Genomic DNA, 17,726 nt, shown 5'->3' on the forward strand with positions numbered 1-17,726 from the left:
CAGGGGCTCTTACTTGATCAGACCATCCAGCGGCGAGGAGGCGCTGGCATAGAGTTTTTTCGGCATGCGCCCGGCCAGATAGGCCAAACGACCCGCCTCAATGGCGTACTTCATGGCTTGAGCCATGATGATCGGGTGCTGGGCATTGGCGATGGCCGAGTTCATCAGCACCGCTTCGCAGCCCATTTCCATGGCGATTGTCGCGTCGGAGGCTGTGCCTACGCCCGCGTCCACCAACACCGGAATTTTTGCTTCTTCAAGGATGACCCGCAGGTTGTACGGGTTGCAGATGCCCAGACCGCTGCCGATCAGGCCGGCCAGTGGCATGACAGCCACGCAACCCATGGCTTCCAGTTCGCGGGCGATAATCGGGTCATCGCTCGTGTAAACCATCACGTCAAACCCTTCCTTGACCAGCACTTCGGCGGCCTTGAGGGTTTCGATCACGTTAGGGAACAGGGTCTTCTGGTCGGCCAGCACTTCCAGCTTGACCAGGTTGTGGCCGTCAAGCAGTTCACGGGCCAAACGGCAGGTGCGCACCGCTTCAATGGCGTCAAAGCAACCGGCCGTGTTCGGCAGGATGGTGTAACGGTCGGGCGGCAGCACATCGAGCAGGTTCGGCTCACCGGGATTCTGACCAATGTTGGTGCGACGAACCGCCACCGTGACGATTTCAGCACCCGAGGCTTCGATGGCCAAACGGGTTTCTTCAAGGTCACGGTACTTGCCAGTGCCTACCAGCAAACGCGATTGGTAGGTACGGCCGGCCAAAGTAAACGGCTTGTCGCTGCGAACATTGCTCATCGGTAATCCTCTTGGAATGTGAGTTCTCAGTGGGGCGGGGGTCAAACGTCGGCCCGCCGCCTAGCCGCCACCGATGGCGTGCACCACTTCAACCTGATCACCCTCTTTGAGCACGGTCTGTGCGTGCTGGCTGCGCGGGACGATGTCCAGGTTCAGCTCAACTGCCACACGACGGCCGGTCAGCTCGCGCCGCGCCAAAAGGGCCGCGACGGTCTCGCCGTCCGGCAGCTCAAAGGGTTCACCGTTCAACTGAATGCGCATGCGCGACGCTGCCTTCGTTTTTAGGGGGCCAGCATTCTAGCCCGATCCGTCAGGTCGACCCAAGCCATTCATCTTGCAGGTTCAGCTCAGGCGCCAGGCGGCCAGTCCCAGACACAACCAGCCGGCCAAAAAGGCTACGCCGCCAATCGGTGTGATGATGCCCAGCTTGCTGATACCGCTCAGGGTCAGCAGGTACAAACTGCCGGAAAACAACACGATCCCCAGCGTGAAACAGATACCGGCCCACGTCACCAAACGGCTTTGCAACTGCGTCGCGAGCAGCGCTACACCGATAATCGCGAGGGTATGGACCAACTGATAGGTCACGCCGGTGTGAAAAATGGCCAGGTACTGCTCGCTCAAGCGGCCCTTCAAGCCATGTGCGGCAAACGCGCCCAAGGCCACACCGGTAAAACCAAAGAAGGCAGCCAACATCAGAAATACGCGCAACATGGAACATTCCCCTCAGGATCATCGAATGACGCAGGGTCTGTATAATGGCCCGCTCAACGGGTTCGGCCAAGCCATCTATGCTGCGTTTACTGGTTCATCGTTTGCTCAAAGCCTTGCTGTGGTTCGCAGCGGGCAGCGCGTTGCTCGTTTTAATCTTTCGTTGGGTGCCACCACCAGGCACCGCGCTGATGGTCGAGCGCAAGGTTGAATCTTGGTTCGATGGTCAGCCCATCGACTTGCAACGCAGCTGGCGCCCCTGGGATGAAATCTCCAACGAGTTGAAAGTGGCCGTGATTGCCGGGGAAGACCAGAAGTTCGCAGAGCATTGGGGCTTTGACTTCAGCGCCATTCGCGCCGCTTTCGTGCACAACGAGCGCGGCGGCACACTGCGCGGGGCCAGTACCCTCAGTCAGCAAGTGTCGAAGAATGTGTTTTTGTGGTCGGGCCGCAGTTGGCTGCGCAAAGGTCTGGAAGCCTGGTTTACGGCATTGATCGAAGTGCTGTGGCCCAAGCAGCGAATCCTTGAGGTGTACCTCAACAGCGCTGAGTGGGATGACGGCGTGTTCGGTGCAGAAGCGGCCGCGCAGCATCATTTTGGTGTAAGCGCTGCACGTTTGAGTCGCCAGCAGGCCAGCCAACTGGCCGCCGTGCTGCCTAACCCGCGCAACTGGAGTGCCAGTCACCCGACGCCGTATGTGAGCACGCGAGCCGCCTGGATCCGCCAGCAAATGCGCCAGCTGGGGGGCGAGAGCTATCTCGCTACGCTGAATAATTCGCGTAAGGCGCCGTGGGCTGAGTAATCACGCGCTTACAGGATAGGCCCGAGCATGATCGCTGAAGCTCGCCGCCTTCGGCAGCTCCTGCGGGGTTGCGCATACAAAAACGCCCCGAAGGATCGGGGCGTTTTTTTGTCGGGCCGGTTTAGGCGGCAATCGACAGTTTGAGCTTGTTCATCGCGCTCTTTTCCAGCTGACGAATACGCTCGGCAGACACGTTGTACTTCTGCGCCAGGTCATGCAGCGTGGCTTTCTCTTCAGCCAACCAGCGCTGATAGAGAATGTCGCGGCTGCGGTCGTCCAGCACTTCCAACGCTTCGTGCAGGTTGCTGGTGGAGTTATCGGTCCAGTCAGCATCTTCCAGTTGACGCGCCGGGTCGTACCGGTGGTCTTCCAGATAATTGGCTGGCGACTGGAACGCACTGTCGTCGTCAGCTTCGGCGGCCGGGTCGAACGCCATGTCATGGCCCGTCAACCGGCTTTCCATCTCGCGCACTTCGCGAGGCTCAACACCCAAGCTTTCAGCCACACGATGCACTTCATCGTTGTTCAGCCAGGCCAAACGTTTTTTCTGGCTGCGCAGGTTGAAGAACAGTTTGCGCTGAGCCTTGGTGGTGGCCACTTTCACGATCCGCCAGTTACGCAGGATGAATTCGTGAATTTCGGCTTTGATCCAGTGCACCGCAAACGACACCAGACGCACACCCATTTCAGGGTTAAAGCGTTTAACCGCTTTCATCAGGCCAACGTTACCTTCCTGGATCAGGTCAGCCTGTGCCAAACCATAGCCCGAATAACTGCGGGCAATGTGTACAACAAAACGCAGGTGGGCGAGCACCATCTGCCGAGCCGCCTCAAGATCCTGCTCATAATAGAGACTCTCGGCCAGTTCACGCTCCTGCTCCGGTGTCAGCAGTGGAATGCTGTTCACGGTGTTTACGTAGGCCTCAAGGTTCGCACCAGGGACTAACGCATACGCAGGTTGCAAAGAAGTGGTCATACGAAAAACCTCCGACTCACATAACTCGTGCAGTTCAGCACTGCGAAAATTGACCGGGAACCACGAAAAAAGTTCCCACATAAGCTGAAAAGGTCAACACGTAAAAATGAAACTACTTGGGTGAAAGCTCACGTAAATGACGTGCTACCGCAATCCATGCACCGATATACCCTAACAGCACCGCGCCAAGCAAGAGAGACAGACCATCGGCTACCGGCACACCGGCCAGTGCAAAATTACTGCCGTACAACCCGGCAAGCCCCACAACCGCGTCGTTGAGCCAGTTCAGGCCAAAGGCCAAAACGCCCCACGAAAGTACGCCAGCGCCCAAACCATAAAGCGCACCCATGTATAGAAACGGCCTACGCACATAGCTATCAGTGCCACCGACCAGCTTGGTGACCTCGATTTCGACTCGGCGGTTCTCAATATGCAGGCGAATCGTGTTACCGATGACCAGCAACAGCGCCGAGACCAACAACACCGTCAAACCGAACACAAAACGATCACCCAACTTCAGAATGGCCGCCAGGCGCTCGACCCAGACTAGATCAAGTTGCGCCTGTTGCACCTTCGGCAGCTCGGAAAGACGCTCGCGAAGGGCTTCAAGGGTGGCTTTGTCAACCTGATTGGGGGTCACCAGCACTACGCCGGGCAGCGGGTTATCCGGCAACTCTTTAAGCGCTTCGCCCAGCCCTGACTGCTGCTGGAACTCTTCGAGGGCTTTTTCGCGGCTGATGAATTCAGCGTCCGCGACCCCTGACATACCTTTTATCTGATTGCTCAGCTGTTCGCCTTGATCACCACTGGCGTCCATCTGCAAATACAGCGAAATCTGTGCCGCACGCTGCCACGAACCGCCCAGGCGCTCTACGTTGTTGAGCAACAACGACAGGCCCATCGGCAAGCTCAACGCCACCGCCATCACCAGGCAGGTGAAAAAGCTGCCAATCGGCTGCTTGCCCAAACGTCGCAGGCTGTCGAGCAGACTGGCGCGATGCGCTTCGATCCAGGCATGAAACAACATGCCAAAGGTTGGCCCGTCGTCTTCATCGTGTTTTTTCTTCGACGGCTGTGGGTCGGCAGCCTTGGGGGCTACGCGCTCAGACACTTTGGGGCTGCGTGTTGCACTCATTGCCCTGCCTCCCCGTCACCGATCAATCGGCCGCGCTGCAAGGTCAGCATGCGGTGGCGCATGCGGGCGATCAGGGCCAGGTCGTGACTGGCGATCAGGACGCTGGTGCCCAAACGGTTGATGTCTTCAAATACGCCCATGATTTCCGCCGCCAGACGCGGGTCGAGGTTACCGGTGGGTTCATCGGCCAGCAGCAACGCCGGACGATGCACGATTGCGCGCGCAATACCCACGCGCTGTTGTTGGCCGGTGGACAAGTCGCCTGGGTACAAATCGGTTTTATCCGACAGCGATACGCGCTCCAGCGCCGAATCAACGCGTTTGGCGATTTCAGCCTTGGACAACCCAAGAATCTGCAACGGCAAGGCGACGTTGTTGAACACTGTGCGATCAAACAGCAGTTGGTGGTTCTGGAACACCACGCCAATCTGACGACGCAGAAACGGGATCTGCGCATTGCTGATCTGGCTCAGGTCCTGGCCGGCCAGCAGCAGTTTGCCGCTGGTGGGCCGCTCCATCGCCAGCAACAGGCGCAACAACGTGCTTTTGCCCGCGCCAGAATGGCCGGTCACAAAAAGGAATTCGCCACGGCGGACCCGAAAGCTCAGCTCGTGCAGGCCCACATGTCCATTTGGATAGCGTTTACCGACCTGCTCGAAACGAATCATGGACGCTCCCGCTCCGCAAACAGAGCTTGGACAAAGGGTTCGGATTCAAAGGTGCGCAAATCGTCGATGCCTTCACCGACACCGATAAAGCGGATCGGGATGCTGAATTGCTTGGCCAGCGCGAAAATCACCCCGCCTTTGGCCGTACCGTCAAGCTTAGTCAAGGCAAGCCCTGTAAGCGCGACGGTCTGGTTGAATTGCTTGGCCTGGCTGATCGCGTTCTGGCCGGTGCCCGCGTCGAGCACCAGCAGCACTTCGTGTGGCGCATCTGCGTCGAGCTTGCCGATCACGCGGCGCACCTTTTTCAGCTCTTCCATCAGGTTGTCTTTGGTGTGCAGGCGCCCCGCGGTGTCAGCAATCAACACGTCCACGCCACGGGCTTTGGCGGCCTGCACGGCGTCGAAAATCACCGACGCCGAATCGGCGCCAGTGTGCTGTGCAATCACCGGGATGTTGTTGCGCTCGCCCCACACTTGCAACTGCTCAACGGCCGCCGCACGGAAGGTATCGCCCGCAGCGAGCATGACTTTCTTGCCTTCGAGTTGCAGCTTTTTGGCCAATTTGCCGATAGTGGTGGTTTTACCCGCACCGTTGACGCCCACCACCAAAATCACGAAAGGCTTGTTCTGCGATTCAATCTTCAGTGGCTGTTCGACCGGTTTGAGCATCGCCGCCAGCTCATCCTGCAAGGACTTGTAGAGCGCATCGGCGTCGGTCAGTTGCTTGCGGGCCACCTTTTGCGTCAGGTTCTTGATGATCACCGAGGTGGCTTCAACGCCCACGTCAGCGGTCAACAAGCGGGTTTCGATCTCTTCAAGCAGGTCGTCATCAATGGCTTTTTTGCCCAGAAACAGGCTCGCCATGCCCTCGCCGATGCTGGCGCTGGTTTTCGAAAGACCTTGCTTGAGGCGCGAGAAGAAACCGCTTTTAGCTTCTGGAACCGGTTCGGCTTTGGGCGCAGGCGCTTCAATGACAGCGGGCGGTGCCTGCACGACAGGTGCAGGGACCGCAGCCGGTCGTACAACTGCGACAGGCGCGATGACCGAAACTGGCTCTGGCTCTGGCTCTGGCTCTGGCTCGACAGGCTCTACGACGGGTTCAAGCACTTCAAGCACTTCGACCACAGGCGCAGGCGCAATCACCGCCTCAACCGCCACCTCAACCGCCACCTCAACCTCGGGCGCAGGAATCGGCGGTACCACATGCGGCGCTTGCACGTCCTCAACCAGCGCAACCGGCTCTTCTGCCACCGGCAGAGTTGGCCACGGTTGAGGTGTCATTGGCGGCTCGGCAGCAGGCGTCGGTTCAGGCTCAGCGAGCACTGCCACTTCAGGCACAGTTTCGATCACGACGGGCGTGGGTTCGATCAGCGGCTCGGGCGTGACTTCGGGAGCAGATGGCTGCTCAACGACGGTTTCCTGCGGTTTTCTGCGCAGCCACCCGAACAGGCCTTTTTTCTCGCCAGCCTTGGCTGGGTTCTTCTTGTCGTCGTTGGAACCAAACATGGAGGACGGCTATCTCATCGTAGCGACGCGCCACTGTGGCGCCCCGGCAAATAATATTCGGTGTGAAAAAGACTGTATTTTCGTCAGCTCGTTCGCACACAACTTAGTCGAAGGGTAAAAAACACCTGCGAAACTTCGTCTTTACTCGGACTTTGAACAGAAAAATCGGCAAAAACATGAAATTTACCGACATGCATCCACATCGCCAAGCGGGCTTCTATACTGCCCGATCAAACGTCGCCTGATCGTCAAAGGCCGGATAGACGTGGCCGCCAGTAAAACGGATCAGTATCCTAGCACCTCCTCACCCGCCGACGCTAAGGCCAAGCGGGCAGCCCAACAGGTTTAAAAACGAATGAATGCTCTAGCCCGCCGCGCTGCTGGCCTGTTGCTCAGCACAGTTTGCCTCCCGCTTTCGGCCCTGGCGGCCGAACCGCAGCCTACCCACGAGTTCCGCCTGGACAACGGCCTTAAAGTCATCGTGCGCGAAGATCACCGTGCGCCGGTGGTGGTGTCACAGGTCTGGTACAAGGTGGGCTCCAGTTACGAGACGCCCGGCAAGACCGGTCTGTCGCACGCCCTTGAACACATGATGTTCAAAGGCAGTAACAAAGTCGGTCCCGGCGAAGCCTCGTTGATCCTGCGCGACCTCGGCGCACAGGAAAACGCCTTTACCAGCGATGACTACACCGCCTATTACCAAGTGCTGGCCCGCGACCGCCTGGGTGTGGCGTTCGAGCTTGAAGCTGACCGCATGGCCAGCCTGCGTCTGCCGCCAGAAGAGTTCAAGCGCGAAATCGAAGTCATTAAAGAGGAGCGCCGCCTGCGCACCGATGACCAGCCCATGAGCAAAGCTTACGAGCTGTTCAGCGCAATGGCCTACCCCTCCAGTGGCTACCACACGCCGACCATCGGCTGGATGGTTGATCTGGAGCGCATGAACGTTGCCGAGCTGCGCGACTGGTATGAAGAGTGGTATGCCCCCAACAACGCCACCCTGGTGGTGGTGGGTGACGTGACCCCGGATGAAGTCAAAAAGCTGGCCCAGCGTTATTTCGGCCCGGTGACTCAGCGTCAAATTCCAATTGCTAAGGCACCGCTTGAACTGGCGACCCCCGGCGAACGGTTGCTCAAAGTCCACGTTCAAACCGAACTGCCAAGCCTGATGATGGGTTTCAACGTACCGAGCGTGTCCACCGCCAAAGACCCGGTCACCGCCAACGCCTTGCGCCTGATTTCAGCCTTGCTGGATGGCGGCTACAGTGCGCGCATGCCGACACAGCTGGAGCGTGGTGAAGAACTGGTGTCCGGCGCTTCGTCGAGCTACGACGCGTTCACCCGTGGCGACAGCCTGTTCCTGCTCAGCGCCATGCCCAACAGCCAGAAGAAAGTCACCCTGGCTCAAGCCGAAGCGGGTGTATGGCGCCTGCTCGATGAGCTGAAAAAAACGCCGCCTACCGCGCAAGAACTGGAGCGCGTGCGCGCCCAAGTGATCGCCGGGCTGGTCTACGAGCGTGACTCGATCACCTCCCAAGCCACCTCTATTGGTCAGCTCGAAACCGTCGGTTTGTCCTGGAAGCTGATGGACACTGAACTGCAAGACTTACAAAAAGTGACCCCGGCCGACATCCAGCAAGCCGCGCGTACCTATTTCACTCGCGACCGCCTGAGCGTTGCGCATGTACTGCCCGAGGAGAAAACCCATGAGTGAGCGTAAAGGTCCCCGCTACGCCCTGCTCGGCCTGACCACCGCAGTCCTGGTCGGCGCACTCGGCTATTACTTCGCCAGCCCGGCCGTGTCCGTGGCCAGCCCCGCACTTGAAAACGCCAAGGCCGGGCACACGCTCGAATCGCTGGCCGAACTCGACGGCAAGGCCCCCAGCCATCGCGCAATGAACGTGCAAACCTGGAAAACCGCCGAGGGTTCCAAAGTGCTGTTTGTCGAAGCCCGGCAACTGCCGATGTTCGACCTGCGCCTGACTTTTGCCGCCGGCAGTAGCCAGGACGACAACACGCCCGGTCTGGCCTTGCTGACCAATGCCATGCTCAACGAAGGCGTGGCGGGCAAAGATGTCGGCGCGATTGCCCAGGGCTTTGAAGGCCTAGGCGCTGATTTTGGCAACGGCGCCTATCGCGACATGGCGGTGGTCTCGCTGCGCAGCCTGAGCGACCCGGCCAAACGTGCCCCGGCGCTTAACCTGTTCGCTGAAGTGATTGGCAAACCGACGTTCCCGGCCGACTCGCTGGCGCGCATCAAAAATCAGTTGCTGGCCAGCTTTGAGTTCCAGAAGCAAAACCCCGGCAAACTGGCCAGCGATGAGCTGTTCAAGCGCCTGTACGGCAACCACCCGTACGCCCATGCCAGTGATGGCAACGCTGACAGCATCGCTTTGATCACCGTCGATCAGCTCAAAGCCTTCCATAACAAGGCCTACACCGCAGGCAATGCGGTGATCGCGATTGTGGGTGATCTGTCGCGTGAAGAAGCCGAGGCAATGGCGGCGCAGGTTTCAGCAGCACTGCCTAAAGGCCCGGCGCTGCCCAAAACCGTACAGCCGGGCGAACCCAAAGCGGGCGCTACCCACATTGAGTTCCCGTCCAAACAAACTCACTTGCTGTTGTCGCAATTGGGCATTGACCGCGACGACCCGGACTACGCGGCGCTGTCACTGGGCAACCAGGTGTTGGGCGGTGGCGGTTTTGGCACGCGCCTGATGACCGAAGTACGTGAAAAACGTGGCCTGACCTACGGCGTTTACTCAGGCTTCAGCCCGATGCAAGCGCGCGGCCCGTTCATGATTAACCTGCAAACACGCGCCGAACTGAGCGAAGGCACGCTCAAACTGGTGCAAGACATTCTGGCCGACTACCTGAAACAAGGTCCCACGCAAAAAGAACTCGACGATGCCAAGCGTGAATTGGCAGGCAGCTTCCCGCTGTCCACCGCCAGCAACGCGGCAATCGTCGGCCAACTGGGCGCAATGGGCTTCTACGATTTGCCTTTGGACTATCTCGAAACCTTCATGCAGCAGTCCCAGAACCTGACTACCGAGCAGGTCAAGGCCGCCATGAACAAGCACCTGAGCGCCGATAAAATGGTCGTAGTGACCGCAGGCCCAACCGTGCCGCAAAAATCACTGCCACCTCCCACCGACAAACCTTCAGAGCAACCTCTTGGGGTTCCGGAGCATTAATGGCAAAGCCAAAAAACACATCGCACTCGGGTGCGGGTCAGTTACGCATCATTGGCGGGGAATGGCGCAGCCGCAAGCTGGACTTCCCCCACGTAGAAGGCCTGCGCCCTACACCCGACCGGGTACGTGAAACCCTGTTCAACTGGCTGGCACCGCATATCGGCGGCGCCAAGGTTCTGGACGTGTTTGCCGGTAGCGGCGCGCTGTTCCTCGAAGCCATGTCCCGCGGCGCTGCCAAAGGCGTGGCGCTGGACAGCAACCGCGATGCGATTTCCAACATCCGCGAAAACATGGGCATCCTGCGCTGCACGGTGGGTGAAGTGCAGCAAACCGACGCCCTGCGCTACCTGGACGCAACACCGAGTGACACCTTTGACGTGGTGTTCCTCGACCCGCCGTTCCACAAGGACCTGCTCAAGCCAGCGTGCGACCTGCTGGAACAACGCGGCTGGTTGGCAGACGAGGCGTGGGTATACACCGAAAGCGAGCTGCGCCCCTCAGAACTGGGCCTGCCTACCAATTGGCGCCTGCACCGCGAACAAAAAGCCGGGGGCGTGAACTATGCCCTGTGGCAGCGTGAAGCCGTCGAAGCGCCTACGGTTTAAAGGCAACTGCTAAATATTTTGTAACCTCTACCGCAGTCTGCGGTAGAGGTTTACAAACCCACCCGCGATTAACCTCCATATTTATTTACCGCCTCCACGCCCTCACACCATCGCATTCTGCCTGTTCAAATAAACCACACGCCTCATGTGCAAATCTGCACCTGATCAGCGCGTCCCTGAACAACGGAATGTTGAATATGCGACCCAATACCGACAAAGCAACTCACCTATTTACGCTGGACAACGGCTTGCGCGTTGTCATACGCCAAGACCCGGGCATCCCAATGGTCTGCGCCTCACTGTTTCACAAAGTAGGCACTCGCCATGAACGTCCTGACCAACAAGGCTTGGCATACCTTACAGGCGGCGCTGCGTTCAAAAATAAAGCCCTGATCAATGAAATCGGCGCCATCGCCAATGGCTGGCTTGATTACGATGTCAGCACATATAGCCTTGAAGCCCCCCGTGCCGCGTTGTCGTCGGTACTTCAGATGCTGGCGAGCAGAATGGAGGAACCGATACTGTCCCAAGAGCGCCTCAACGCAGGCATAAAGCGCACAAAAGAACTGGAACGTGCAGATCCCTACTTCACCTCCGACTTTTGGATCACCTCACAATTTGAACAACTCATCTTTCCGGCAGCCGGTAAAGCTCACACGTTCGGCGATATTGCTGACCTTGACCACATCACCGTTGAAGATGTGCTGCACTGGCACAAGGAGAACTACGCGCCCAACAACACGATTCTAGTCATTGCAGGGGATACGACACTCGAACACACCCAGCCGGTGGTTCAACGCCTGTTTGGAGGTTTCGCACGCGGCACCCCCTATAAGAGGCAGGAACAACCGGTGGGCGAGCCGCACACTGCGGAGCGCAGGCTCACGCAATATCTGGACACCGAGCTGCCACGCCTGCAAATGGCCTTCAACACACCCAGCGTCTCTACCACCGAAAACATTCAAGATATCCGGGCGTTGCAAGTTATCAGTGCCTTGCTCACCAGCGGCCCTGACGCCTGGCTACCAGGCAAGTTATCTGAGGGGAAAAAAACGCTGACCAGCGCCATCACCCGCCTGCCGGGTTATCGCCTCAACGATGATCTGTTTCTGATCGCGGCTACGCTCGGTGCACACACCTCTGCGTCGCTGCCACAGGTTGAGCTGGAAATAAAACAGCTGCTTGAGGGGCTAAAACTCCATGCACTCGACCCCGACACTCTGCGCTACGGCCAGGCTCAGGCCCTGAAAAAACTTGATGAGCTGAACTCACTGGAAGTACAGGTTTCGGTCATTGGCAACCTTGAGGCCATCGGCCAAAGCTGGACACTGATCGATAGCGAACCCGCACAATTGCAGCGCATCACGGCTGATGACATCCAGCGCGTCGCTAATCAGTATTTCTGCCCGGAGCGCTTAAGCGTCACGCATATCTTTGCGCGAGAAGCCTGATCGCTCTTTAAGTCAGCCGCGCTACCTATATAACGCCTTGCAGTACTCGGGCTGATCCAACCTGTTCTGACCTACTCAGAACACTCAAGGATCTTCCCGGATGAAATACCCTCTTTTGGGTCGTTGGCTTATCGCCTTGTGGTTGCCCGCGACCGTTTATGCACAAACACCCCCTCCTACTCACGTTTTTACACTTCAAAACGGCCTTAAAGTCATCGTTCGCGAAGACCACCGCGCTCCCGTGGTCGCGTCCCAGCTTTGGTACAAAGTGGGCGCCAGTTATGAGCAACAAGGGCAAACAGGCTTGTCTCACGCCCTGGAGCACATGGTGTTCAAAGGCAGCAGCAAGTTGCCACAGGGCGAAGGCTTGAAGGTGCTTGAGTCGCTGGGCATCAGCGCCAACGCAACGACCCGCCCGGATGCCACTTTTTATACCCAGTTGCAGGCTAAAAACCGGCTCGCCGTGTCTCTCGAAATCCTGGCAGACCAGATGAACAGCGCACGCTGGAGCGAAGCCCAGTTGCAGACAGAACGCCAAGTCATCGAAAACGAGCGACGCACAACGGTCGACAATAACCTCTGGAGCCTGGTCAATGAGCGGATCAAAACCATAGCCCATGTAGCAAGTCCTTATAGAACCCCTGTGCTGGGCTGGATGCATGACATTGGTCGCCTGCAACATCTGCAACTCACCCAGTGGTACCGACAGTGGTATGCGCCAAACAACGCCTTACTGGTCATTGCAGGGGATGTGACGCTGGAGCAGGTTCAAGGGTTGGTCACCGAGCATTTCGGCCCCCTTACCCCGCGTCCGCTAACGGCTGCGAGGCCACCGACAGAGTTGACACTTATTGGGCGCCGAAGCCTGCACCTTGACCTCCCAAGCCCCAGTGGGAAATTGGTCATGGCCTTTAATCTGCCCAGCTTAAACACCGCGCAAGACCCTAAAACCGCCTTTGGCCTGCTGTTGCTCAACGAACTGCTGGCCAGCAGCGACAGCTCGTTTATCAAGGCTCGTCTGGTTCATCAGCAAGGTCTGCTGGCGGGGACTTATTCACATTACGACCTGCTGAATCGCGGTGATGCCTTGCTCAGAATCTGGGCCGAAATCAGCCCGTCACGCACTGAAACACCGCAAGCCGTTGAACGCTTGATTTGGGCACAGCTTAGCGAGTTAAAAACCACCCAGGTCAGTGCCCAGACCTTAGATCGTGCCAAACGAAGGCTCATCACCAAACGCATCTACGCCCACGATCAGGTTGAAAAACAAGCCAGCGAAATAGGCGAACTGGAAAGCATCGGCCTGCCTTGGTCCACCCTCGACACGCAAGCCCAAACGCTGCGCGCACTGACGCCCGCCGACATCCAGCAGCTGGCCAGCACCTACCTCACCGAGAACCGTTTCAGCGCCGCCTATGTTTCCGGGCAGGAGAAAAAACATGACTAACATGCCCGTGGCTCCCACGCGTACATCCCAGACAGTGGCTTTAATCACGACACTGTTCACGGGCATTTGCCTGACGTGTTCAGCGCTGGCACTTGATGCTGTACCGCACGGATTACAGACATTGAAAAGCCTTGATGACCGCCAAATCGAAACCCGGGCACTGCAAATACAGGCTTGGACTACGCACGAAGGCGCTGGTGTACTGTTTATTGAAACCCGTGAAATTCCCGTCGTAGACGTGAGCATCCGCTTTGCTGCCGGGAGCAGCAGAGACGATGACGCACCGGGGCTTGCGGCCATGACATTGAAAATGCTGAGCCAAGGCGCCGAAGGCATGGAAGCTCAGCTTATCGGCGAAACGCTTGATCAGTTAGGCGCTCAATTGACCTCCTCACTGGACAAAGATGAAGCCCGGTTAAGCCTGCGCACCCTGAGTGACAACGAAACACGAAACGCAGCCGTGCAACTGCTTACCCGGCTGGTTTCTGAACCGGCTTTCACACCTGCGGCCATCGACCGCGCCAAAGCGTCGCTGCTCAATGAACTCAAGATCACCCGGCACAATCGCACAGCCCTTGCCCAACAAGACCTGCATGCCCGGTTGTATGCCGGCCACCCTTACGCCAGCGCCCAGCAGGGTAACGACCAAAGTCTTGGGTTGATTGATGAAGGGCACGTGCGGGCATTTCATCAGAAGGCCTACACCGCCGCCAACGCGCTGCTGGTGATCGTGGGGGATATATCGCTGGACGACGCAACAACCTTAAGCATCGCACTCAGCCAAGCGCTGCCCCAAGGGCTTGCACTGGCGCCTGTCGCGATCACCACCGCGTTTGCGCCCCCTGCCGGGCATACACACCTCGATTCCCCCGCCAGCCAAACCCTGATCTTGCTTGCACAGCCCGGCGTACCTGCCCAGCACCCCGATTACGTTGCCCTGCAAGTGGCCAATCTGATATTTGGCGGGGCCAGCCATAACCGTCTAATGAATGAGTTACGCCACAAACACGGGCTGACCTACGGAGCGTCTTCGTTCATGCCGGCCTGGCACGCAGGCGGCCCCTGGACAATTAGCTTGCAGACCGAACCCGGCCTGCAAGACGCCGCAATTGAGCGGGTCAAGGCCCTGTTTTCACAGTGGTTGGACGAAGGGCCGACTGAGCAGGAACTCACCGCTGCCAAGCGCCAACTGGCAGGTAACCTGCCGCTGACCAGTGCCAGCAATGCGCAAATGCTCCAACAACTACTCATCATGGGCGCTCACGGCCTGCCCAGACACTTTGATGCGCTGGCCATGCAGGCCCAATCACTCACTCGGCAAGACATCAAAGAGGCGATCAATCGCCAGTTCAAAAGCGATCAATGGGTAATCACAAGCCATGGCCCGATCGCCGCGCAACGACCTATACCCGCCGTTCATCCCTGAGGGCCCTTGACCTGTTATTGCGTACTTATGTAACGCATCTGCTACACGTGTTTGACTCAACCTGTCCTGACGCTCAACCGTCAGGACACTCACCATGAAACGACTCATCGCCGGGCTGGTGCTCGGCATTGCATTGCAACCGCTGTTAGCGTGCGCCACGCGTGCGCCTTCCACGCATGAATTCATACTCGATAACGGCCTCAAACTCATCGTCCACCAAGACCACCGGGCCAGCCTTGTACATACCCACTTGTGGTACCGCAGCGGTTCAAATCAGGAGGAACCCGGAAAATCCGGCCTGGCTCATGCTGTTGAACATATGCAGTTCAATGGCAGCAGCAAGCTCTGCCCGGGCGAATCAGACCAGATCCTGCAACACCTGGGTGGCAGTGAGAACGCAACCACAGAACATGACGCGACGCTGTACTTTCAAACGACTCCACCGCACGCACTGGCCGTGAGCTTTGAAATGCTGGCTGACCAAATGAGCACATCACACCTGACGCAGGCCCAATGGATGGGAGAGCGTGAGGTCATAAAAAGCGAACGCAGCGAAGTTGTTGATAACAACCCCGTGCAACGGGCTAGAGAACTGCTCCATCGCCTCGCCCACCCGGCCAGCCCGCAAGGAAGCCCGATCATCGGATGGCTGCATGATCTAGAACGTTTGCACATCGACGATTTAAAGCGCTGGTACCAACAATGGTATGCACCCAATAACGCCATCCTGGTCGTTGCCGGTGATGTGCAGGCAGAGCAGGTCAAAGCACTGGCCGACCGCTATTTCGGCCCTATCCCGCGAAGAGCGTTACCCGTACGCACAGTGGCGCGCGAACTGGCTGCGCCGGGTGAACGCAGCATCACGCAATACATCGCTCACCAACCCGCGATGTTGTACATGGCATTCAACGTTCCCAGCCAGAACACTCAGACCGCACCCCATATTGCCCCAGCACTGGAACTGCTCAGCGAGATGCTCGCAGGAGGGGACAGCTCGTTGCTCAAGAGCCAGTTATGGCGCAGTGAAGGCCTCGTGACGGCGATAACCACCCATTACAACGCCATCAGCCGGGGTGATGAGTTGTTCAACATCAGCGCGATGCCTGATATGGAAAAGGCAAAGTCGCTGGAGGCGGTCAAGGAACGGATTATTGGCATTATCGACACCTTGAAAAAAAATCCGCCCGCGCTTGAAGACCTTGAGCGTGCACGCACGCGAATCATTGCGCGGCGCGTATTTGACCGTGACGAACTGTTTAATCAGGCGTCACACATGGGTGAACTGGAAGTGGCCGGTCTGTCCTGGCAGGACGAGCAAGCCAGGCTGGATGTTTTCAAATCCATCACCCCGCAGGACATTCAACACACCGCTCAAACGTTTCTGTCCCGTAACCGACTCACCACCAGCTATGCATTGCCTGAAGAGGTGCCCCATGATTAAGGCCAACCTGATCACACGCTGTTTACCTGCCTGCCTGAGCGCGTGGCTAAGCGTTGCATTACTGGTCACCGAGTACGCGCACGCTGCAGAAAAAACGGTCTCCAGTACCCCTCTCGCCTCGCTGCTGGAGCTGAAAGAGCCAGCCCTGACGCTGCACGCCCCCCTTATCCAGGACTGGAAACTCAGGCAGGGCACCAGAGTGTTATTTGTGGAAAAACACGACTTACCTATGGTCGACCTCCACATCAGTTTTGCAGCAGGCAGTCACTACGAAGGAAACACACCCGGCCTGGCCGCCATGACACTGTCGATGCTCAACGAGGGCTCTACATTAAAGGATGCTCAGGCGCTGGCCAGAGCATTTGATCAGCTTGGCGTGAATGTGGAGAACGGCATTAGTACAGAGCAAAGCCACTTCACATTGCGTACTTTGAGCAGTCCTGAAATCAGGCTTCCTGCCATGGCTCTGCTGGCTGAAATGCTCTCACAGCCAAGCTTTACCGAGAGTGGCTTACGGCACGCCAGGTACGAACTGGAAACTCGACTCAAACTCGATCAGATAGACCCGCAATCGCGGGCGCATGCACTTGTTCATAAGGCGTTATATGTCGATGACCCCTTATTAAACCCCATGTATGGCACCCTCGACGGCCTGAAGCGTATTGATACCACACAGGTTCGGGCTTTTTATCGCCGCGCTTATACGGCAACAAATGCACAAATAGTGATTGTGGGTGATCTGTCACGTGAGCAAGCGCAAGTGCTCAGTCAAACACTCGCCGATGCCCTGCCAAGTGGCCCTGCCCTACCTGTTTCAGGGGCGCTGGTTGCCTCCACAAACACCGGTACAACACTTCACCTGCAAGAGAGCACCACCCAGACTCTGCTGATGATGGGGCATAACTCCTTGCCCGATCACCACCCGGATGCGTTGGCCGTGCGTATCAGCAATGTGATCTTCAACCAGATACTTAATAAACAATTGCGTGAACTGCACAGTGTGACCTACGGCGTGCTGTCCGATATCAATCACGCCAAGGGCCAAACCCCTTGGGTGATTCATCTTTCCCTGCCACCCCATTACAGCCAGGCGACCATAGCGCAGATCAAAGCCCTGTTTGCCCAATACATCAAAGAGGGGCCTAGCAAAGAACAACTGGACGACATCAAGAAATACATCCGCAAAGCGCTGCCCCAACTGACGGCCACCAATGCGAGCCTGCGCAATGAGCTGGTAATTATCAATCGTTTTGACCAGTCCTTGAACTTTACTCACAAGACCCAGGCCATTCAAAACATGACCCCAGCACACATAAGAGGCGCCATGAGCCGCCATTTCAAGACAGAAGGCTGGGTCAGCGTGACAGTCGGGCCACAGGCTGAGCAACTGCCCTTGCCAGAAAGGACCCGCCCGCAGGACAGCACGCAAAGCATCTGTACTTCGACCAACTGGGGCAGTTTCGGGGCTCAAACAACACTTGGGCGTGGGCCTATGTTGTGGCAACTTAAGCACACCCCACTCCCCCGCTACCCAATGAGAACCTAAGTGCGCGCCACCGC

General features: G+C 57.7%; 16 protein-coding genes. 9 read left to right on the plus strand and 7 right to left on the minus strand.

Features of this window, described 5'->3' with window-relative positions; translation table 11 throughout:
- Nucleotides 1–9 precede the first annotated feature (9 nt).
- From GYN01_RS08690 to GYN01_RS08700, 3 genes are all read right to left on the minus strand, one after another.
- On the minus strand, nucleotides 10–804 hold the full coding sequence (locus GYN01_RS08690) for a thiazole synthase (RefSeq protein WP_048364038.1): 795 nt from the start codon (nucleotides 802–804) through the stop codon (nucleotides 10–12).
- Between the two features lie 60 nt (nucleotides 805–864).
- A complete protein-coding gene (gene thiS / locus GYN01_RS08695) occupies nucleotides 865–1,065 on the minus strand; it encodes a sulfur carrier protein ThiS (RefSeq protein ID WP_048364037.1) in 201 nt (66 codons plus the stop codon).
- An 81-nt stretch (nucleotides 1,066–1,146) separates the two neighbouring features.
- Complete coding sequence (locus GYN01_RS08700; protein WP_048364036.1) at nucleotides 1,147–1,518, minus strand: DUF423 domain-containing protein; 372 nt, start codon at nucleotides 1,516–1,518, stop codon at nucleotides 1,147–1,149.
- A gap of 44 nt (nucleotides 1,519–1,562) precedes the next feature.
- On the opposite strand from GYN01_RS08700, the gene mtgA reads away from it, so the two are divergent.
- Nucleotides 1,563–2,318 (plus strand): monofunctional biosynthetic peptidoglycan transglycosylase, encoded by a 756-nt coding sequence (gene mtgA, locus GYN01_RS08705; RefSeq protein ID WP_420850386.1) that lies wholly within the window; start codon nucleotides 1,563–1,565, stop codon nucleotides 2,316–2,318.
- A gap of 121 nt (nucleotides 2,319–2,439) precedes the next feature.
- Here mtgA and rpoH read toward each other — a convergent pair whose 3' ends face one another.
- The 4 genes from rpoH to ftsY all read right to left on the minus strand — a co-directional run bounded on the left by rpoH (nucleotide 2,440) and on the right by ftsY (nucleotide 6,602).
- On the minus strand, nucleotides 2,440–3,294 hold the full coding sequence (gene rpoH / locus GYN01_RS08710; RefSeq protein WP_048364291.1) for an RNA polymerase sigma factor RpoH: 855 nt from the start codon (nucleotides 3,292–3,294) through the stop codon (nucleotides 2,440–2,442).
- Nucleotides 3,295–3,406: 112 nt separating this feature from the next.
- Nucleotides 3,407–4,429 carry a permease-like cell division protein FtsX gene (gene ftsX / locus GYN01_RS08715; protein ID WP_048364034.1) on the minus strand — a complete coding sequence of 341 codons (1,023 nt, stop codon included), beginning with the start codon at nucleotides 4,427–4,429 and terminating at the stop codon, nucleotides 3,407–3,409.
- Nucleotides 4,426–5,097, minus strand: a complete 672-nt coding sequence (gene ftsE, locus GYN01_RS08720; RefSeq protein ID WP_048364033.1) for a cell division ATP-binding protein FtsE — start codon at nucleotides 5,095–5,097, stop codon at nucleotides 4,426–4,428. Before ftsE ends, ftsX begins: the two co-directional genes overlap by 4 nt.
- Entirely contained in the window at nucleotides 5,094–6,602 is a 1,509-nt protein-coding gene (gene ftsY, locus GYN01_RS08725) for a signal recognition particle-docking protein FtsY (protein ID WP_203306899.1), read from the minus strand. The genes ftsE and ftsY overlap by 4 nt, the downstream gene beginning before the upstream one ends.
- 355 nt (nucleotides 6,603–6,957) lie before the next feature.
- Between ftsY and GYN01_RS08730 the strand changes: the two genes are divergently transcribed.
- The 8 genes from GYN01_RS08730 to GYN01_RS08765 all read left to right on the plus strand — a co-directional run bounded on the left by GYN01_RS08730 (nucleotide 6,958) and on the right by GYN01_RS08765 (nucleotide 17,712).
- On the plus strand, nucleotides 6,958–8,313 hold the full coding sequence (locus GYN01_RS08730) for a M16 family metallopeptidase (protein WP_203306900.1): 1,356 nt from the start codon (nucleotides 6,958–6,960) through the stop codon (nucleotides 8,311–8,313).
- Entirely contained in the window at nucleotides 8,306–9,796 is a 1,491-nt protein-coding gene (locus tag GYN01_RS08735) for a M16 family metallopeptidase (RefSeq protein ID WP_203306901.1), read from the plus strand. Before GYN01_RS08730 ends, GYN01_RS08735 begins: the two co-directional genes overlap by 8 nt.
- Nucleotides 9,796–10,401, plus strand: coding sequence for a 16S rRNA (guanine(966)-N(2))-methyltransferase RsmD (gene rsmD / locus GYN01_RS08740; protein ID WP_048364029.1), 606 nt, complete (start codon nucleotides 9,796–9,798; stop codon nucleotides 10,399–10,401). Before GYN01_RS08735 ends, rsmD begins: the two co-directional genes overlap by 1 nt.
- A 197-nt stretch (nucleotides 10,402–10,598) precedes the next feature.
- The gene (locus GYN01_RS08745; protein ID WP_048364028.1) at nucleotides 10,599–11,852 is read left to right on the plus strand and encodes a M16 family metallopeptidase; all 1,254 of its coding nucleotides are present in this window, start codon (nucleotides 10,599–10,601) and stop codon (nucleotides 11,850–11,852) included.
- Between the two features lie 100 nt (nucleotides 11,853–11,952).
- On the plus strand, nucleotides 11,953–13,299 hold the full coding sequence (locus tag GYN01_RS08750; protein WP_203306902.1) for a M16 family metallopeptidase: 1,347 nt from the start codon (nucleotides 11,953–11,955) through the stop codon (nucleotides 13,297–13,299).
- A complete protein-coding gene (locus tag GYN01_RS08755; RefSeq protein ID WP_203306903.1) occupies nucleotides 13,292–14,725 on the plus strand; it encodes a M16 family metallopeptidase in 1,434 nt (477 codons plus the stop codon). The genes GYN01_RS08750 and GYN01_RS08755 overlap by 8 nt, the downstream gene beginning before the upstream one ends.
- Before the next feature lie 94 nt (nucleotides 14,726–14,819).
- A complete protein-coding gene (locus tag GYN01_RS08760) occupies nucleotides 14,820–16,166 on the plus strand; it encodes a M16 family metallopeptidase (protein WP_203306904.1) in 1,347 nt (448 codons plus the stop codon).
- A complete protein-coding gene (locus GYN01_RS08765; protein WP_203306905.1) occupies nucleotides 16,159–17,712 on the plus strand; it encodes a M16 family metallopeptidase in 1,554 nt (517 codons plus the stop codon). The genes GYN01_RS08760 and GYN01_RS08765 overlap by 8 nt, the downstream gene beginning before the upstream one ends.
- Nucleotides 17,713–17,726: the final 14 nt, after the last annotated feature.

The sequence above is a fragment of the Pseudomonas weihenstephanensis genome (genome assembly GCF_016812185.1).
In the GTDB taxonomy this organism is placed as follows: domain Bacteria; phylum Pseudomonadota; class Gammaproteobacteria; order Pseudomonadales; family Pseudomonadaceae; genus Aquipseudomonas; species Aquipseudomonas weihenstephanensis.

What these genes read in the sequence shown, in the direction of transcription:
- rpoH (WP_048364291.1), bottom strand. Translation starts at nt 3,294, where the DNA reads ATGACCACTTCTTTGCAACCTGCGTATGCGTTAGTCCCTGGTGCGAAC.
- ftsX (WP_048364034.1), bottom strand. Translation starts at nt 4,429, where the DNA reads ATGAGTGCAACACGCAGCCCCAAAGTGTCTGAGCGCGTAGCCCCCAAG.
- GYN01_RS08730 (WP_203306900.1), top strand. Translation starts at nt 6,958, where the DNA reads ATGAATGCTCTAGCCCGCCGCGCTGCTGGCCTGTTGCTCAGCACAGTT.
- rsmD (WP_048364029.1), top strand. Translation starts at nt 9,796, where the DNA reads ATGGCAAAGCCAAAAAACACATCGCACTCGGGTGCGGGTCAGTTACGC.
- GYN01_RS08755 (WP_203306903.1), top strand. Translation starts at nt 13,292, where the DNA reads ATGACTAACATGCCCGTGGCTCCCACGCGTACATCCCAGACAGTGGCT.
- GYN01_RS08760 (WP_203306904.1), top strand. Translation starts at nt 14,820, where the DNA reads ATGAAACGACTCATCGCCGGGCTGGTGCTCGGCATTGCATTGCAACCG.
- GYN01_RS08745 (WP_048364028.1), top strand. Translation starts at nt 10,599, where the DNA reads ATGCGACCCAATACCGACAAAGCAACTCACCTATTTACGCTGGACAAC.
- ftsE (WP_048364033.1), bottom strand. Translation starts at nt 5,097, where the DNA reads ATGATTCGTTTCGAGCAGGTCGGTAAACGCTATCCAAATGGACATGTG.
- GYN01_RS08765 (WP_203306905.1), top strand. Translation starts at nt 16,159, where the DNA reads ATGATTAAGGCCAACCTGATCACACGCTGTTTACCTGCCTGCCTGAGC.
- GYN01_RS08690 (WP_048364038.1), bottom strand. Translation starts at nt 804, where the DNA reads ATGAGCAATGTTCGCAGCGACAAGCCGTTTACTTTGGCCGGCCGTACC.
- thiS (WP_048364037.1), bottom strand. Translation starts at nt 1,065, where the DNA reads ATGCGCATTCAGTTGAACGGTGAACCCTTTGAGCTGCCGGACGGCGAG.
- ftsY (WP_203306899.1), bottom strand. Translation starts at nt 6,602, where the DNA reads ATGTTTGGTTCCAACGACGACAAGAAGAACCCAGCCAAGGCTGGCGAG.
- GYN01_RS08735 (WP_203306901.1), top strand. Translation starts at nt 8,306, where the DNA reads ATGAGTGAGCGTAAAGGTCCCCGCTACGCCCTGCTCGGCCTGACCACC.
- GYN01_RS08700 (WP_048364036.1), bottom strand. Translation starts at nt 1,518, where the DNA reads ATGTTGCGCGTATTTCTGATGTTGGCTGCCTTCTTTGGTTTTACCGGT.
- mtgA (WP_420850386.1), top strand. Translation starts at nt 1,563, where the DNA reads ATGGCCCGCTCAACGGGTTCGGCCAAGCCATCTATGCTGCGTTTACTG.
- GYN01_RS08750 (WP_203306902.1), top strand. Translation starts at nt 11,953, where the DNA reads ATGAAATACCCTCTTTTGGGTCGTTGGCTTATCGCCTTGTGGTTGCCC.